Origin of the sequence: Modestobacter sp. NPDC049651 (genome assembly GCF_040659695.1) — a bacterium.
Taxonomy (GTDB): domain Bacteria; phylum Actinomycetota; class Actinomycetes; order Mycobacteriales; family Geodermatophilaceae; genus Modestobacter.
Window position 1 is genome coordinate 363926 of sequence record NZ_JBFAOG010000002.1, and the last position, 16466, is coordinate 380391.

Annotated in this window: 8 protein-coding genes; 2 read left to right on the forward strand and 6 right to left on the reverse strand. The window is 73.5% G+C overall.

Annotated features, from left to right (window positions below; genetic code table 11):
• Nucleotides 1–83: 83 nt before the first annotated feature.
• The 5 genes from AB0J00_RS05095 to AB0J00_RS05115 all read right to left on the reverse strand — a co-directional run bounded on the left by AB0J00_RS05095 (nucleotide 84) and on the right by AB0J00_RS05115 (nucleotide 10227).
• Nucleotides 84–1535, reverse strand: a complete 1452-nt coding sequence (locus AB0J00_RS05095) for a neutral zinc metallopeptidase (RefSeq protein ID WP_357741081.1) — start codon at nucleotides 1533–1535, stop codon at nucleotides 84–86.
• Nucleotides 1536–1602: 67 nt separating this feature from the next.
• Nucleotides 1603–4800, reverse strand: a complete 3198-nt coding sequence (glgB, locus tag AB0J00_RS05100) for a 1,4-alpha-glucan branching protein GlgB (RefSeq protein WP_357741084.1) — start codon at nucleotides 4798–4800, stop codon at nucleotides 1603–1605.
• 59 nt (nucleotides 4801–4859) lie between these two features.
• Nucleotides 4860–6230: a hypothetical protein gene (locus AB0J00_RS05105; RefSeq protein WP_357741086.1), complete on the reverse strand. Its 1371-nt coding sequence runs from the start codon at nucleotides 6228–6230 to the stop codon at nucleotides 4860–4862.
• A gap of 1 nt (nucleotide 6231) precedes the next feature.
• On the reverse strand, nucleotides 6232–8103 hold the full coding sequence (gene treS / locus AB0J00_RS05110; RefSeq protein WP_357741089.1) for a maltose alpha-D-glucosyltransferase: 1872 nt from the start codon (nucleotides 8101–8103) through the stop codon (nucleotides 6232–6234).
• Between the two features lie 93 nt (nucleotides 8104–8196).
• Entirely contained in the window at nucleotides 8197–10227 is a 2031-nt protein-coding gene (locus AB0J00_RS05115; protein ID WP_357741091.1) for an alpha-1,4-glucan--maltose-1-phosphate maltosyltransferase, read from the reverse strand.
• Nucleotides 10228–10409: 182 nt separating this feature from the next.
• Between AB0J00_RS05115 and glgP the strand changes: the two genes are divergently transcribed.
• Complete coding sequence (gene glgP, locus AB0J00_RS05120; protein ID WP_357741094.1) at nucleotides 10410–12959, forward strand: alpha-glucan family phosphorylase; 2550 nt, start codon at nucleotides 10410–10412, stop codon at nucleotides 12957–12959.
• A 183-nt stretch (nucleotides 12960–13142) separates the two neighbouring features.
• Nucleotides 13143–14111, forward strand: coding sequence for an FHA domain-containing protein (locus AB0J00_RS05125; RefSeq protein ID WP_357741097.1), 969 nt, complete (start codon nucleotides 13143–13145; stop codon nucleotides 14109–14111).
• Nucleotides 14112–14176: 65 nt separating this feature from the next.
• Here the strand turns inward: AB0J00_RS05125 and glgX are convergent, their stop codons facing one another.
• Nucleotides 14177–16423, reverse strand: a complete 2247-nt coding sequence (glgX, locus tag AB0J00_RS05130) for a glycogen debranching protein GlgX (protein ID WP_357741099.1) — start codon at nucleotides 16421–16423, stop codon at nucleotides 14177–14179.
• Nucleotides 16424–16466 lie beyond the last annotated feature (43 nt).

Sequence of the window (16466 nt, forward strand, 5' to 3'; positions counted from 1 at the left end):
CTGATCAGAACGCGTCCCCCTGCGCCGACGTTGGTGCGGGGGGACGCCTGTTGATCAGGGAACCTGATCGACGCTGCCGGGGGTCAGGCGTCGACGTCGCAGGCGGGCAGGCCCTCGAACACCCCGCCGCGGAAGACGTCGACCAGCTGGAACCCGGTCAGCCCGGCGTCGCCGAGCACCTCGGGCTGGGTGCCGTACTCCAGCAGGAACCGGACGCTCTCGTCGACGTCGCCGGGGGAGATGGAGATGACCTGGCTGCGGCCGGCCAGCACCGCCTGGGTGAACGCGCCGGCCAGGCAGACCGCCGAGCGCACGGCGTCCCGGTCGCCGGTCGACAGGCCCAGCTGCTCGCGGGCGGCCAGCGCGTACGGGACGGCGACCGCGGTCAGCACCGCGTAGTCGCCGACGTCCTCGTACAGCGGGCGCACGAGGTCGGTCTCGTCGTAGCCCACGCGGTCGCCGTCCTCGCAGTAGACGAGGTCCTCGCCCCGGTCGGCGGCGCAGGCGGGCGCCCGCCGGCTGAAGGGCGCCACGTCCGGGCGCTGGAAGGCCCCCCGGCCGAGCGCGGTGAAGGCGCCGGTCCAGAACTCCGGCAGCGCCTCCGGCACGAACGTGCCCACGGTGACGCGGTAGCTGGCGTCGCCGTTGCTGAGCAGGTCCTGGTCGCTGAACCGGGCCTGGGTGTACTGGCGCTGCTCACCGAAGTCGTCGCGGCACGCGGTGGGCCCGTCGTCGAAGCCCTCCTGGAACGCCGACACCCGGTCGAAGTACGAGCCGTGGGCCTCCTGCGCCCCGGCGCCGGTGCCCACCGGGTCGCGCAGCAGCAGGTACCCGCGCAGCACCTCGTCGAGCTCCGCGGGCCGGATGCTGCTGTGCTGCGCCTGGCCGAGCGCGACCCACTTCGTCCAGGCCCCGGCGAAGCAGTCGGCCTGCGTCTCGATGGCGATCGAGTACGGCGGGCGGGGGTAGCCGACCCGGCCCTGGACGGCGTGGCCGAACTCGTGCGCCATCACCAGCGCGGGGATGAACTGCACGAACCGGCCGCTGCTGCCGGCGAGCTCGCGGAGGAACGACCGGTCGTACTGGATCGCGTCGCCGTTGCGGGTGCCCTCGTCGGCCGAGCAGTAGAAGGCGTTGTCCTCCACCGCCGACGGCTCCTGGCCGCAGCCGATCTCCCCGCCCGGGTAGGCGGCCGGGTCCAGGTCGGCCGGGTCGACGGAGAAGTAGCCGCCGGCCAGCGGGGTGAACTGCCGGCGGTAGACCTCCGGGAACTGATGGGCCCAGTAGGTGTTCAGGTCGACGAGCGCGTTGCGGGCGATCCGGTCGACGTCGTCGTCGGCGGCCCCGACGATCGGGAGGTCCTGCGGTGCAACGTCGCTGACCGGCGCCTGCTTGGGGCTCGCCTCGCCGCGGACCAGCCGGGCGCCGCAGCCGGACAGCACCAGCACGGCGACGAGCGCGCCCACCAGGGCACGCAGGGCCGCCCGCGCCGGCGGGCGGCGGTCCCCGGACGCGGTGCGTCGTTGCGGCGTCATCGCGCTCCCGATCGATCGCTCCGGGTGCCGGGGCGGGAGGTGCCTGCCCTCCCGCCCCGGCCGGTGGTCAGCCCTCCAGGGCCCGGTCGGCGTCGGCCGGGGCCGGCACCGGCTCGTCGCTGCCGCCCCGCGACTCCGCGTCCCCGGACGCCTCGGCGGCGGCCTGCTGCGCGGCGTCGGCCGGCAGTGCGGGCTCGGGGCCCTCGTGCACGAACCAGACGGTGCCCAGCGGGGGAGCGGTGACGGTGGCCGACCAGGGCTGGCCGTGCCAGCTCTCCGCGACCGCCTCGACGCCGCCCAGGTTGCCCACCCCGGAGCCGCCGTACTGCTCGGCGTCGGTGTTGACGACCTCGCGCCAGCGACCGCCCCTGGGCAGCCCGATCCGGTACTCGCGGTGCGGCTCGCCGGAGAAGTTCGCCACGCAGGCGAGCACCTGGCCGTCCTTGCCGTACCGCAGGAAGGTCAGCGTGTTGCCGACCGCGTCGTTGGCGTCGATCCACTGGAAGCCGGCCGCGTCGACGTCGAGGGAGTACAGCGCCTCGGTCTCCCGGTAGACCCGGTTGAGGTCGGTGACCAGCTCCAGGACGCCGCGGTGCGCCGGGTCGTCGAGGTGCCACCAGTCCAGCGAGCGGCTCTCCGCCCACTCCGACAGCTGACCGAACTCCGAGCCCATGAACACCAGCTGCTTGCCCGGGTGCGCCCACATGTAGGCGAGGTAGGCGCGCAGGTTGGCCAGCTGCTGCCACCGGTCGCCGGGCATCTTCCGGAGCAGCGAGCCCTTGCCGTACACGACCTCGTCGTGGCTGATCGGCAGCACGTAGTTCTCGGAGTACGCGTAGACCAGCGAGAAGGTGAGCTGGTTGTGGTGGTAGCTGCGGTACACCGGCGGCCGGGACATGTAGTCCAGCGAGTCGTGCATCCAGCCCATGTTCCACTTGAAGCCGAACCCGAGGCCGCCGACGTAGGTGGGCCGGGTGACCCCCGGCCACGCGGTCGACTCCTCGGCGATCGTGATCACGCCCGGCACCTCGCGGTAGACGGTCGCGTTCATCTCCTGCAGGAACTTCACCGCGTCCAGGTTCTCGCGCCCACCGAACTCGTTCGGCGTCCACTGGCCCTCGCCGCGCGAGTAGTCCAGGTAGAGCATCGAGGCGACCGCGTCGACCCGGATGCCGTCGACGTGGAACTCCTTGGCCCAGAACAGCGCGTTCGCGACCAGGAAGTTGCGCACCTCGCTGCGGCCGAAGTCGAAGACGTAGGTGCCCCAGTCCAGCTGCTCACCGCGCCGCGGGTCGCCGTGCTCGTACAGCGCGGTCCCGTCGAAGCGGCCGAGCGCCCAGTCGTCCTTCGGGAAGTGCGCCGGCACCCAGTCGACGATGATGCCCAGGCCCGCCTGGTGCGCCCGGTCGATGAGGTAGCGCAGGTCGTCGGGGTGGCCGAACCGCGAGGTCGGCGCGTAGTACGACGTCACCTGGTAGCCCCACGAGCCGCCGAACGGGTGCTCGGCGACCGGCAGGAACTCCAGGTGGGTGAACCCGGCGCTGCTCGCGTACTCGACCAGCTCGTCGGCCAGCTCGCGGTAGGTCAGGCCCTGCCGCCACGAGCCGAGGTGCACCTCGTAGATGCTCATCGGCCGCTCGTGCCAGTTGCCGGCCGCGCGCGCGGTCATCCACTGCTCGTCGTCCCACTCGTGGCGCGAGGAGGTGACCACCGAGGCGTTCGCCGGCGGGACCTCGGTGGCGAACGCCAGCGGGTCGGACTTGACCCGCCACACGCCGTCGGCACCCAGCACGTGGAACCGGTAGCGGCTGCCCTCCTGGACGCCGGGGACGAAGATCTCCCAGACGCCGGAGGAGCCCAGCGACCGCATCGGGTAGGCGCGGGCCTCCCAGTAGTCGAAGTCGCCGGTGACCTTCACGCCGCGGGCGTTGGGCGCCCACACCGCGAAGGAGACGCCCTCGACGCGGCCCTGCGGGGTGTCGTAGCCGCGCAGGTGCGCGCCGAGCACGGTCCACAGCTGCTCGTGCCGGCCCTCGCGGATGAGGTGCTGGTCGAGCTGGCCCAGGGTGGGCAGCCAGCGGTAGGGGTCGTCGACGGTGAAGGTGTTCGTGCCGCCCTCGCCGTCGGGGTAGGCGACCTCGATGCGGTAGTCGCCGGGCTGCTGCGGCAGCCGCGCCTCGTGCACGCCGCCGCGGAAGACCTGCCGGGCCTCGTACCGCGCGCCGTCCTCGTCGACGACGGTGACCGAGACGGCGTCCGGGCGCAGCGTGCGCACCGCCCAGCCCTCGTCGAGGCGGTGGGCACCGAGCACGCCGTGCGGGTCGTAGGACCAGCCGTCGACGACCGCTGCGAACTGCTGCTCGTCGACCCCGCTGCTGGCCGGCACGGCCTCGGCGGGCACCGCGTTGGTGACCGGCAGCTCGCCGTCGGGCAGCGCCTCGACCAGCTCGGCGGCGGCCGGCTCCGGGGCCACCTCGGGCGCCGGCGGCAGGTCCTCGACCGGCGGCGCGACGTCGTCGGTGGACGGCGCCTCGGCCTGCGGCGCGGCCGGCTCGGGGGTCGCCGCGGTGCCGGTGGCGGCCGGCTCGGTGTCCGGCGCGTCGACGACGGCGGGGGTCTCCTGCGCGGACGCCGACGCCGGGGCGTCGTCCGTGCCGCCGGCGACGGTGTCCTCGGCGGTGACGCCGGCGGTCTGCGCCGGGGAGTCGCCCCCGGTGCCCGCGTGCCCGCCGTCCTCGGGCACCTGCGGGGTGCTCGGCTGGTCGGGCTCGGGCGACGGCGGCTCCGGCTGCGGGGCCGACGGCGCGGTCGGGTCACCGGGCTCGGCGATCGGCGCGGGGGCGACGACCGGCGCGGCGGTCACCTTCTTCGCCGCGGCCTTGCGGGTCCGCTTCGCCGGGGCGGGCGCGCCGTCGGCGGCCGGGGCCTCGGCGGCGGCCTTCTTCGCCGTCCGCCTGGTGGTCTTCCTCGCAGGCTCCGCGGCCTCGACGATGGTGCCGTCGGCGTCGGCGTCGGCAGCGGTGACCGTGGTGTCGGCGGCCTTCTTCGCCGTCCGCCTGGCCGGCGCCTTGGCGGCCTTCTCCGCGGTCGTCCCTGCGGCGGCCGTCTTCTTGGCGGCGGCCTTGCGGGTCGCCTTCTTCGCCGGCGGGGTGTCGCCGGCCGTCGCCGCCTGGACGGCCTCGGTCTTCTCCTCGACCCGGCGCAACAGCTCCGCCTTGTCGGCGGGCTCTCCGCCCGTCGGGGTGGAAGCGTCGTCGATGCTCATGGTCTCCGTCCTGGGTCCTTCGGGTGTGTCCGTGGTCGTGACCGCTCGGTGCCGGCCGCTCAGTCCTGCGCCGTCAGCCGCGACAGCGACTGCAACGGGATCATGAGCCAGTGCGGGCGGTTCCGCGCCTCGTAGACGCACTCGTACACCGCCTTGTCCGCCTCGAACGCCCGGACGAGTGGTGACCGGGGGTCCAGCTCGACCCCCGCGGCGGCCGAGTAGCCGGCGATGAACGCCGTGCGGTTCCGGTCGGCCCACTCCTGAGCGCGGTAGGCGCGCTGCGGGTCGCCGGGGGACTCGACGAGCATGTGCCGGGCCGCGTAGTCGAACGACCGGAGCATCCCGGCGACGTCGCGCAGCGGGGTGTCCAGCTGCCGGCGGTCGGCCAGCGGGCGGGCCGGCTCGCCCTCGAAGTCCAGCACGATCCAGCCGGTGGCGGTGCGCAGCACCTGGCCCAGGTGCAGGTCGCCGTGCACCCGCTGGCGGACGACGGGCTCCTGGGTGCCGGCCACCGCCGCGTACAGCGCGCGCAGCCCGTCGGCGTGCTCGCGCAGCTCCTCGACCACGCCGATCGCCGCCTCCAGCCGGTCGGTCATCTGCTCGGCGACGGCGGCGTACCAGGCGCGGTCGGCCTGCTCGGTGGGCAGCACCCGGGCGAGGTCGGCGTGCACGGACGCGGTGGCCTCGCCCAGCCGCTCGCTCTCCCCGGCGAAGTCGCCGCCCACCTCGTCGGCGTGCAGGTCGCCCTCGGCGTACAGGTCGCGGACGCTGGAGGTGGCCAGCCGCCACCCGTCGCTGGCGCCCTGCACGAACGTCTGCAGCATCGCGACGGTCGAGGGCTCCTCGCCCGCGGCGTTGTCGATCTCGACGTACCCGAGCAGCGGCGCGATGTGCGAGTTCTCGGTGCTGCGCAGCGCGTCGTGGATCTCGACGTCGGGGTTGAGCCCGGGCTCGAGCCGGCGGAACAGCTTGAGGATCGCGCCCTCGCCGTAGACCAGCGAGGTGTTGCTCTGCTCGGTCGAGACGATGTCGCCGGGCACGCCCTCGGGGATGTAGGCGACCCCGGCCGGGTGGAAGTGCATCGGGCCGACGGTCGAGGCGGCGACCATGTGGGTCAGCCACGGCACGGTGGCGTCCCGGTCGCGCATGGCGTCGTAGGCGTAGTTGCTGCCGCCGTTCCCGCCCGGGACGGCGCCGATGAACGCCGAGGACAGCTCCTCGGCGGGGGAGTCGCGCCACGACAGCGGGACCAGGTAGGTGTCGGTCTGCCCGTCGGTGTAGGTGATGCGCACCCGGTGCACGGACAGGACCGGGTCGGACTGGTCGAGGAAGAAGCCCTCCTCGGCCACCTCCGCCCACTCCCGGCCCTTGCCGCCGAACCAGCGCTGGCCGGGGATCCAGTCGGCGAGGATGTCGGTCAGGGCTGTCATCTCAGGCCTCTCCGTGGGGGTCGGTGGTGCTCGTCGACGCCTGCGCGCCGAGGCCGCCGCTGCCGGCCGGGGCGCCGCCGTCGCCCACCACCCCGGAGCTGAGCAGCGACTGCGCGACCGAGCTGCTGGTCTGGGTCTCCCAGGCGTCCTCGGGCTCGTCGGTCTCCGGCGTGGCCGGCTTGGACAGCTCGAACCAGTAGAAGCCGTGCCCGCCGAGGGTGAGCATGTACGGCAGGACGCCGATCTGCGGGAACTGCACCCGCCCGGTCAGCTCGACCGGCGTCCAGCCCTCGAACCGGCGCAGGTCCAGCTCGACCGGCTGCGGGAACCGGGACAGGTTGTTGACGCACAGCACCACGTCGTCGCCGAACTCGCGGACGAACGAGAGCACCGTGGGGTTGCGCGAGCCGACCTCGGTGAAGCTGCCCAGGCCGAAGGTCGGGTGCTCCTTGCGCACCTGGATCATCGTGCGGATCCAGTGCAGCAGCGACGTCGTGTTGCGCAGCTGGGCCTCGACGTTGGTGACCTGGAAGCCGTAGACCGGGTCGGCGACCAGCGGCAGGTGCATCCGCTGCGGGTCGGCGGTGGAGAAGCCGCCGTTGCGGTCCGGCGTCCACTGCATCGGGGTCCGGACGCCGTCGCGGTCACCGAGCCAGATGTTGTCGCCCATGCCGATCTCGTCGCCGTAGTACAGGACCGGCGAGCCCGGCAGCGACAGCAGCAGCGCGTTGAACAGCTCGAGGGTGTCGATGTCGTTGTCCAGCAGCGGCGCCAGCCGGCGCCGGATGCCGATGTTGGCCTTCATGCGGGGGTCCTTGGCGTACTCGGACCACATGTAGTCGCGTTCCTCGTCGGTGACCATCTCGAGGGTCAGCTCGTCGTGGTTGCGCAGGAAGATGCCCCACTGGCAGTTCGCCGGGATGTCCGGCGTCTGCGCCATGATCTCCGAGATCGGGAACCGCTGCTCCCGCCGCACGCCCATGAACAGGCGCGGCATCACCGGGAAGTGGAAGGCCATCTGGCACTCGTCGCCGTCCTCGCCGAAGTACTCGACGACGTCGCCCGGCCACTGGTTGGCCTCGCAGAGCATCACCTTGTCCGGGTACTCGGCGTCCACGACCTTGCGCACCTTCTTGAGGAAGGCGTGCGTCTTGGGCAGGTTCTCGCAGTTGGTCCCCTCCTCCTCGAACAGGTAGGGGACGGCGTCCAGCCGGAACCCGTCGATGCCCAGGTCCAGCCAGAACCGGAGCGCGTCGATGATCGCGTCCTGGACGGCGGGGTTCTCGAAGTTCAGGTCGGGCTGGTGGCTGAAGAACCGGTGCCAGAAGTACTGCTTGCGGATCGGGTCGAACGTCCAGTTGGAGGACTCGGTGTCGACGAAGATGATCCGCGCGTCGGAGTAGCCGGAGTCGTCGTCGGCCCACACGTAGAAGTCGCCATAGGGGCCCTCGGGGTCGCTGCGGCTGGCCTGGAACCACGGGTGCTGGTCCGAGGTGTGGTTCATGACGAAGTCGATGATGATCCGCATGCCCCGCGCGTGGGTGGCCTCGACGAGCTCCTTGAAGTCCTCGATGTCACCGAACTCCGGCAGCACCGCGGTGTAGTCGCTGACGTCGTAGCCGCCGTCGCGCAGCGGGGAGGCGAAGAACGGCGGCAGCCAGAGGCAGTCGACCCCGAGCCACTGCAGGTAGTCCAGCTTGCCGATCATGCCGCGGAGGTCGCCGATCCCGTCGGCGTTGCTGTCGGCGAAGCCGCGCACCAGCACCTCGTAGAAGACGGCGCGCTTGTACCACTCCGGGTCGGTGCCCGGCGCAGGCAGCGTCGACTGCTCACCCTCGCCGGGGGTCGACTGGGAGGGGACGGGGAGGGTCATGGAGAGGTGTCCTTGCGATCGAGCGGGGGCGGGCGGTGACCGGTCCGCCCCCGCCGCTCCCGGTGGGGCGGCGGGGGCGGGGCAGGCCGTCGTTCAGGCGGGGGAGACCGGGCCGGGCAGGCTGCGGTGGACGGTGAACACGTGGGCCGGCTCGCGGTACGGGTCGAGCTCCACGTAGTTGTTCTGCCCCCACTCGTAGTGGGCGCCGGTGATCTCGTCGGTCACCGAGAACCGGTCGGACCAGTCCAGCCCGAGCGCCGGCATGTCCAGCGACGTGGTGCCGATCTGGGTGTTGTGGCTGTTCAGCGACACCACCACCAGCACGCAGTCGTCGGACCCCGGGTCGGTCTTGGAGAAGCAGAGCAGGTTCTCGTTGTCGACGTGGTGGAAGCGCAGCGTGCGCAGCTGCTGCAGCGCCGGGTGCGCCCGGCGCACCTCGTTGAGCGTGCGCAGGTACGGCGCGAGGGTCCGGCCGCCGGCCTCGGCGCCGGCCCAGTCGCGCGGGCGCAGCTGGAACTTCTCGGTGTCGAGGTACTCCTCGCTGCCCGGCCGCAGCCCCACGTGCTCGAACAGCTCGTACCCCGAGTAGACGCCCCAGGTCGGGCTCATCATCGAGGCGAGCACCGCCCGGATCTTGAACATCGGCGGGCCGCCGACCTGCAGCGTCTCGTGCAGGATGTCCGGGGTGTTCACGAAGAAGTTCGGTCGCATGTAGTGCGCGTTGGCGGCCAGCTCGCGGCCGTACTCCTCCAGCTCCCACTTCGCCGTGCGCCAGGTGAAGTAGGTGTAGCTCTGGGTGAACCCGAGCCGGGCGAGCTGGTGCATCATCGCCGGCCGGGTGAAGGCCTCGGCGAGGAACAGGACGTCCGGGTCGGTCTTCTTGACCTCCCAGATCAGCCAGTGCCAGAAGTTCAGCGGCTTGGTGTGCGGGTTGTCGACCCGGAAGATCCGCACGCCGGCGGCCATCCAGTGCCGCACCACCCGCAGCACCTCGGCGTACAGGCCCTCGGGGTCGTTGTCGAAGTTGAGCGGGTAGATGTCCTGGTACTTCTTCGGCGGGTTCTCCGCGTAGGCGATCGTGCCGTCGGGCTTGGTGGTGAACCACTCGGGGTGCTCGCGCACCCACGGGTGGTCGGGGGTGGCCTGCAGCGCGAGGTCGAGGGCCACCTCCATGCCCAGCTCGCCGGTCCGCCAGACGAAGTCCTGGAAGTCCTGCAGCGTGCCCAGCTCCGGGTGGACGGCGTCGTGGCCGCCGTCCTCGCTCCCGATCGCCCACGGCGAGCCGACGTCGTCCGGCCCGGGGGTCAGGGTGTTGTTCTTGCCCTTGCGGTTGGTGTGCCCGATCGGGTGGATCGGCGGCAGGTAGACGACGTCGAAGCCCATCTCGGCGATCGCCGGCAGCCGGTGGGCGGCCTGGGCGAAGGTGCCGTGGGTGGGCGTGCCGGCGACGACCGGGCCCTCCGAGCGCGGGAAGAACTCGTACCAGGAGCCGTACAGCGCCCGGGGGCGGTCGACCCACAGCTCGACGGTCTGCGACGGGGTCACCAGCCGGCGCACCGGGTGCGCGTCGAGCACCGGGACGAGCCCGGCGGCGAGCGCCGGCGCGAGGCGCGCGGGCACCCCCAGCGAGGTGTCGCGCAGCGCGGCCGCGGCGGCGAGCAGGTCCGCCTCGTGCTCCTGGGGGGCCAGCGCGGCGACCTCCTCCATGAGCCGGGCGCCGCTCTCGAGGTCGTTGGCGAGGTCGTCGGCGCCCTGGCCGGCCTCCACCTTCACCTCGACGTCGTGGCGCCAGGTCGACAGCGGGTCGTCCCAGGCCTCGACGCGGAAGGTCCACAGCCCCTCGCGGTCGGGCACGACGGTGGTCGCCCACCGGTCGGGCTCCGGGCCGTACTTGCGCAGCCGCGCGAGCGGCGCGGCCGGGTCGGCCTCGCCGGGCTCGAGCGAACCGGGGGCTGCCGGGGGGACGAGCACGACGTTCGCGGCGACGGCGTCATGGCCCTCGCGGAACACGGTGGCCGTGATCGGCACGTGCTCGCCGACCACGGCGCGGGACGAGAACGCCCCGCAGGACACGACGGGTGCGACATCGGTGATGCCGAAACGGAGGTCAGCGCGGCCAGTCATCACGGTGAACGCTAGCGATCATCCGGTCCCCGGGCACTTCGGCGATCACCGCACTCAGCCGGGCGGGGGAGACAGCGGCGCCGGGACGACGCGCCGGACGCCTCCCGCGGCCCGCCCGCAGGGCGCCGGACGGCGTGCCTTCCGACCCGGTGGGGAGGCCCCGTCGCCGATAGTGTCGGCCCGTGCGCGCTCTCCGCAGACTCACCGTCCGCGCCTCCCTCCCGGAGGCCCTCCGGCCGCTCGCCCCGCTGGTCATGAACCTGCGCTGGTCGTGGCACCCCGAGACACGGGACCTGTTCGAGGCGCTGGACCCCGACCTGTGGGAGTCCTGCGGCGGCGACCCGGTCAAGGTGCTGGGCGAGGTCTCCGCCGAGCGGCTGGCCGCGCTGGCCGCCGACGACGGCTTCCTCCGCCGCCTGGAGCAGCTGACCGACGACCTGCGGGACTACCTGGACGCCCCGCACTGGTACCAGTCGCTGGGCGAGCAGGCGCCGCGCAGCATCGCCTACTTCTCCGCCGAGTTCGGCATCACCGAGGTGCTGCCGCAGTACTCCGGCGGGCTGGGCATCCTGGCCGGCGACCACCTCAAGGCCGCCTCCGACCTCGGCGTCCCGCTCATCGGCGTGGGGCTGCTCTACCGGTCGGGGTACTTCTCCCAGAGCCTGTCGCCCGACGGCTGGCAGCTGGAGCACTACCCGGCGATGGACCCGCACGGCCTGCCGCTGAAGCTGCTGCGCGACAGCGACCGGAACGCGGTGGTCATCAGCGTGCCGCTGCCGGAGGGGCGCACGCTGCACGCGCACGTCTGGCGGGCCCAGGTCGGCCGGGTCTCGCTGCTGCTGCTCGACAGCGACATCGAGGAGAACGAGGCCGCCGAGCGGGGGGTCACCGACCGGCTCTACGGCGGCGGCGAGGACCACCGGCTGCGCCAGGAGATGCTGCTGGGCATCGGCGGCGTCCGGGCGCTGCGCGCGTACTGCTCGCTGACCGGCACCCCGCAGCCGGAGGTCTTCCACGCCAACGAGGGCCACGCCGGGTTCCAGGGCGTCGAGCGGATCCGGGAGCTCACCGAGTCGCACGGGCTCTCGTTCCCCGAGGCGCTGCAGGCGGTGCGCGGCGGCACCGTCTTCACCACGCACACCCCCGTGCCGGCGGGCATCGACCGGTTCCCCCGGGCGCTCATCGAGCGGTACTTCGCCGGCTTCGGCGTCCCGCTGGACCAGCTGCTGGCGCTGGGGCGGGAGCCGGACCCCGGCACGTTCAACATGGCGCACATGGGCCTGCGGCTGGGGCAGCGCGCCAACGGCGTGAGCGAGCTGCACGGGCACGTCAGCCGCGACATGTTCGGCGCGCTGTGGCCGGGCTTCGACGCCGACGAGGTGCCGATCTCCTCGATCACCAACGGCGTGCACGCGCCGACCTGGACCGCGCGGGAGCTGCTGGAGCTGGGCACCCAGAGCAGCAGCCAGGGCGACCCGGTCACGCTGCACGAGGACGTGCACTTCGACGGCGTCGACCGGATCCCCAGCGGGGAGCTGTGGGCGACCCGGCGGCTGCTGCGGGCCCGGCTGGTCGACGAGGTGCGCCGCCGGGTGCGGGAGACGGCGCTGTCCCGCGGCGCCACCCCCGCGGAGCTGGGCTGGACGGCGACCGCGTTCGACCCGGACGTGCTGACCATCGGCTTCGCCCGCCGGGTCCCCTCCTACAAGCGGCTGACCCTGATGCTCAAGGACCCGGCGCGGCTCAAGGCGCTGCTGCTGGACACCGACCGCCCGCTCCAGCTCGTCATCGCCGGCAAGAGCCACCCCGCGGACGACGGCGGCAAGCAGCTGATCCAGCAGATGGTGCGGTTCGCCGACGACCCGGAGATCCGGCACCGGATCGCGTTCCTGCCGAACTACGACATCGGCATGGCCCGCTACCTGTACTGGGGTTGCGACGTCTGGCTGAACAACCCGCTGCGGCCGCTCGAGGCGTGCGGGACGTCGGGCATGAAGTCGGCCCTCAACGGCGGGCTCAACCTGTCCATCCGCGACGGCTGGTGGGACGAGTGGTTCGACGGCCAGAACGGGTGGGCCATCCCGACCGCCGACGGCGTCACCGACCACGACCGCCGCGACGACGTCGAGGCGCACGCCATCTACACGCTGCTCGACGAGCAGGTGCTGCCGCGGTTCTACGAGCGCGACCACGACGGCGTGCCCGGCCGGTGGGTGGAGATGATCCGCGACGCGCTCCGCGAGACCGGCCCGAAGGTGCAGGCCACCCGGATGGTCCGCGACTACGTCGAGCAGCTGTACGTGCCGGCCGCCGGCGCCGCCCGCGAGATGGCCACCGGCGGGTACCAGACCGCGCGGGACGAGGCCGCCTGGCGGGCGCACCTGCTGGAGAACTGGCCCGGGGTGCGGGTGGCGCACGTCGAGGCCACCGGCGTCGGGGAGACCCCGGAGATCGGCGGCGGGATCGACCTGCGCGCCGAGGTGGAGCTGCCCGGGCTCACGCCGGCCGAGGTCACCGTCGAGGCGGCGTACGGCCGGGTGGACGAGGCCGACGGGATGCACGCGGTCACCACGCTGCCGATGCGGCACGAGACGGGCGAGGGCTCCCGGCACTGGTTCACCGCCACCGTGCCGCTGACCCGCACCGGCTCGTTCGGCTACACGGTCCGGGTGCTCCCGCACTCCGAGCACCTCGCCGCCCCCGCGGAGCTCGGCGTCGTGGTCACGGCCTAGCCCCCCGGCCCCCCGGCGGCCGGGCAGGGCCGCCGGGGACGGGGCGCAGTGTCGTCCAGACGGGCGATCCCCGTGCGTCTGCTGCGACGGCTGTGACGGATCGTGCGCAATTGGCCGTGTCCGCGGCGTGGCACGCGGTGGGCGCGGCGCCGGATGCGGCCGGGCATCACTAGGCTTGCCGACATGCCCGACCGCTGTGAGGTCCTCCCCGGAGACTCTGTCGTCGCCCGCCGCGGCGGCGGCCTGCTGTGGGTGGACGCCCCCGGTTCACCCGCCCTCGTCGCCGCGCTCCACGCCTGCCTGGGTGTGTCCGGCCCGGGCGCCGAGCGGGTGCTCGCCGCCGTCGCCGGCCAGGTGGCCCGGCTGTCCGACAGCCCCGCCTCCTTCGCCCTGGTCCTGACCGACACCGTGGGGGGCTCCGGCTCGGCCGTCGCCCTCTGGTCCGGCAAGGGCCAGCCCGCCGTCGACGGCGTCCCGGTGTCCGGCTCCTCGGCCGACGGCTGCACGCTGGCGTCGGGCTTCGCGCTCGGCCAGACGCTGTACGTCGGCCCCGGCCAGCCCGCCGCCGCGATGCCCCCGGGCGTCGCGTTCGACCTGACCGAGGGCACCGTCCCCGGAGCGGGTGCGCTGCTGCAGGTGGCCGCCGCGGCGTCCGCCGGTGCCGCGACCCCGCCGCCGAGCGGTGGCTGGGCGCGCGCCGAGTCGTTCAGCGCCGGCTCCGACGCCGGGTTCGGCGCCGCCCGCACGCCGTCCGGCCCGATCGCCGAGGTCGGCGAGCAGACCGCCTTCTGGCGGCCGGAGCCGCCGGCGGCCCCGGTGCTGCGGTTCGACGACGGCATGGTCGTCACCGTCGACGAGGACCTGGTGCTCGGCCGCCGTCCCGACGGCCACGAGCTGGTCACCAGCGGCTCGGCCCGCCCGGTGCCGATCGCGGACACCCAGAACGTGCTCTCCTCGGCGCACGCCGCCATCCAGCGGCACGGCCGCGAGGTGTCGCTGGTCGACCTGGGCTCGCTCAACGGCACCCACGTCGCCGGCCCCGAGGCCACCGAGTGGACCCAGCTCGAGCCCGGCGTGGCGCACCCGCTCGCCGACGGCGACCGGCTGCTGCTCGGCTGGACCGTCATCACCTTCGAGCAGTCCGCCGAGTAGCGACCCACCAGACGACAGCGACCCCCGTGCCGGCCGGCACGGGGGTCGCTGTCGTCGCGGGGCGGTCAGCCGGGCCAGCCCACCGGGGAGCTGGCCGGTCCGCCGTCCGCCGCCGGCGGCTGCTCGGCGTGCGGCACCGGCGCCGGGGTGCGGAGCACGCGCAGCGCCCAGACGCTGTGGCCGGGCAGCTCCACCGGGCCGGGGGCGACCGCGGTCGGGCGCGGCGGGGCCCCGGTCGGGTACTCGGTCGAGACGACCAGCTCGTAGGCGTCGCCCCACGGGGCGCCGGGCAGGGCCACCTCGATCGGGTCGGGTCCGGCGTGCAGCCAGATCAGCCACGACTCGTCGACCACCGGGCGGCCCCGCTGGTCGCGGTGCCGCAGCCCGCGCCCGTCGAGGTACATGCCCAGGGTCTGCAGCCCGTTGTCGAACCAGTCGGCGCTGGTGAGCTGGCCGCCGTCCGGGGCGAACCAGGCCAGGTCGCGGGTGCCCCCGGTGCCGGGCACCTCGCCGCCCTCGAAGAACGCCTCCTGCCGCAGCACCGGCGATCCCCGGCGCAGCTCGACCAGCCGGGAGACGAACGTCCACAGGTCGGCGTCGATCGCCGCCCAGTCGATCCAGGACAGCGGGGAGTCCTGGCAGTAGGCGTTGTTGTTGCCCTGCTGGGTGCGGCCGAGCTCGTCGCCGGCGGTGAGCATCGGCACGCCGGTCGACAGCAGCAGCGTGGCCAGGTGGTTGCGCACCTGCCGGGCGCGCAGCGCGGTGACCTCGGGGTCGTCGGTGGGGCCCTCGACGCCGCAGTTCCAGTTCCGGTTGTGGCTCTCGCCGTCCCTGTTGTCCTCGCCGTTGGCCTCGTTGCGCTTGCGCTCGTAGGTGACCAGGTCGGTCAGGGTGAACCCGTCGTGCGCGGTGACGAAGTTGACCGAGGCGAACGGCCGGCGGCCGTCGGAGCGGTAGAGGTCCGAGGAGCCGGTGAGCCGGTAGGCCAGGTCCCGGACGCCGACCTTCGCGCCGGACCACACGTCGCGCACGGTGTCCCGGTACTTGCCGTTCCACTCCGTCCACGGCGGCGGGAAGTTGCCGACCTGGTAGCCGCCCTCGCCGACGTCCCAGGGTTCGGCGATGAGCTTCACCCCGCTGACCACCGGGTCCTGGTGGACGACGTCGAAGAACGCCGACAGCCGGTCGACGTCGTGCATCGAGCGGGCCAGCGCGGAGGCCAGGTCGAACCGGAAGCCGTCGACGTGCATCTCGGTGACCCAGTAGCGCAGCGAGTCCATCAGCAGCGCGAGCACCGGCGGCCGGCGGACGTCGAGGGTGTTCCCGCAGCCGGTGTAGTCGGTGTACCGCGACCGGTCCTCGCCGGTGCCGTGGCCGCCGAGCCGGTAGTACCCGCCGTTGTCGATGCCGCGGAACGACAGCGTCGGCCCGGTGTGGTCGCCCTCCGCGGTGTGGTTGTAGACGACGTCGAGGAGCACCTCGATGCCCGCGGCGTGCAGCGCCTTGACCATCGCCTTGAACTCGGTCACCTGCCCGCCGCGCGAGCCGACCGAGCTGTAGGCGGCGTGCGGGGCGAAGTAGCCCAGCGTGTTGTAGCCCCAGTAGTTGGTCAGCCCGCGGCGGAGCAGGTGCGGCTCGCTGACGAAGTGGTGCACCGGCAGCAGCTCGACCGCGGTGACGCCCAGCGAGACCAGGTGCTCGACGAACGCCGGGTGCGCGAGGCCCGCGTAGGTGCCGCGCAGCGCGGGCGGGACGTCGGGGTGCTGCATCGTCGCGCCCTTGACGTGCACCTCGTAGATGACGGTGTCCGACCAGGAGGTGTCCGGGCGGGTGTCGCCCTCCCACGGGAACGAGTCGTGGATGACCACCCCGCGCGGCACCGACGGGGCGGAGTCGGTGGGGTCGGGGGTGAACGGGTCGCCGGGCACCGAGCCGAACAGCGCGTCGGAGAGCACCAGCTCGCCGTCCACGGCCCGGGTGTAGGGGTCCAGCAGCAGCTTGGCCGGGTTGTACCGCGCGCCGGACGACGGGTCGAACGGGCCGTGCACCCGGTAGCCGTAGCGCTGCCCCGGGCCCACGCCGGGGAGCCGGCCGTGCCACACCTGGTGCGTCGTCTCCTGCAGCCGCTGGCGGTGCTCGGTGCCGTCGGCGTCGAACAGGCACAAGTCGACCGCGCTCGCGCCGGCCGACCAGAGGGCGAAGTTGGTGCCGGTGCCGTCCCAGTGGGCGCCCAGCGGGGCGGGCCGGCCGGGCCACACCTCGGCGGTCCGGCCGGGCAGGCGCGCGGGCTCGGGGGCAAGGGGTGCGCTCACGCCATGGATCGTGCCCGACCGGAGCGCGTTCGGGTGGGACGGC

Excerpts from the sequence above, each read along its gene's own strand:
- AB0J00_RS05095 (WP_357741081.1), bottom strand. The coding sequence starts at position 1,535 with ATGACGCCGCAACGACGCACCGCGTCCGGGGACCGCCGCCCGCCGGCG.
- glgB (WP_357741084.1), bottom strand. The coding sequence starts at position 4,800 with ATGAGCATCGACGACGCTTCCACCCCGACGGGCGGAGAGCCCGCCGAC.
- AB0J00_RS05105 (WP_357741086.1), bottom strand. The coding sequence starts at position 6,230 with ATGACAGCCCTGACCGACATCCTCGCCGACTGGATCCCCGGCCAGCGC.
- treS (WP_357741089.1), bottom strand. The coding sequence starts at position 8,103 with ATGACCCTCCCCGTCCCCTCCCAGTCGACCCCCGGCGAGGGTGAGCAG.
- AB0J00_RS05115 (WP_357741091.1), bottom strand. The coding sequence starts at position 10,227 with ATGACTGGCCGCGCTGACCTCCGTTTCGGCATCACCGATGTCGCACCC.
- AB0J00_RS05125 (WP_357741097.1), top strand. The coding sequence starts at position 13,143 with ATGCCCGACCGCTGTGAGGTCCTCCCCGGAGACTCTGTCGTCGCCCGC.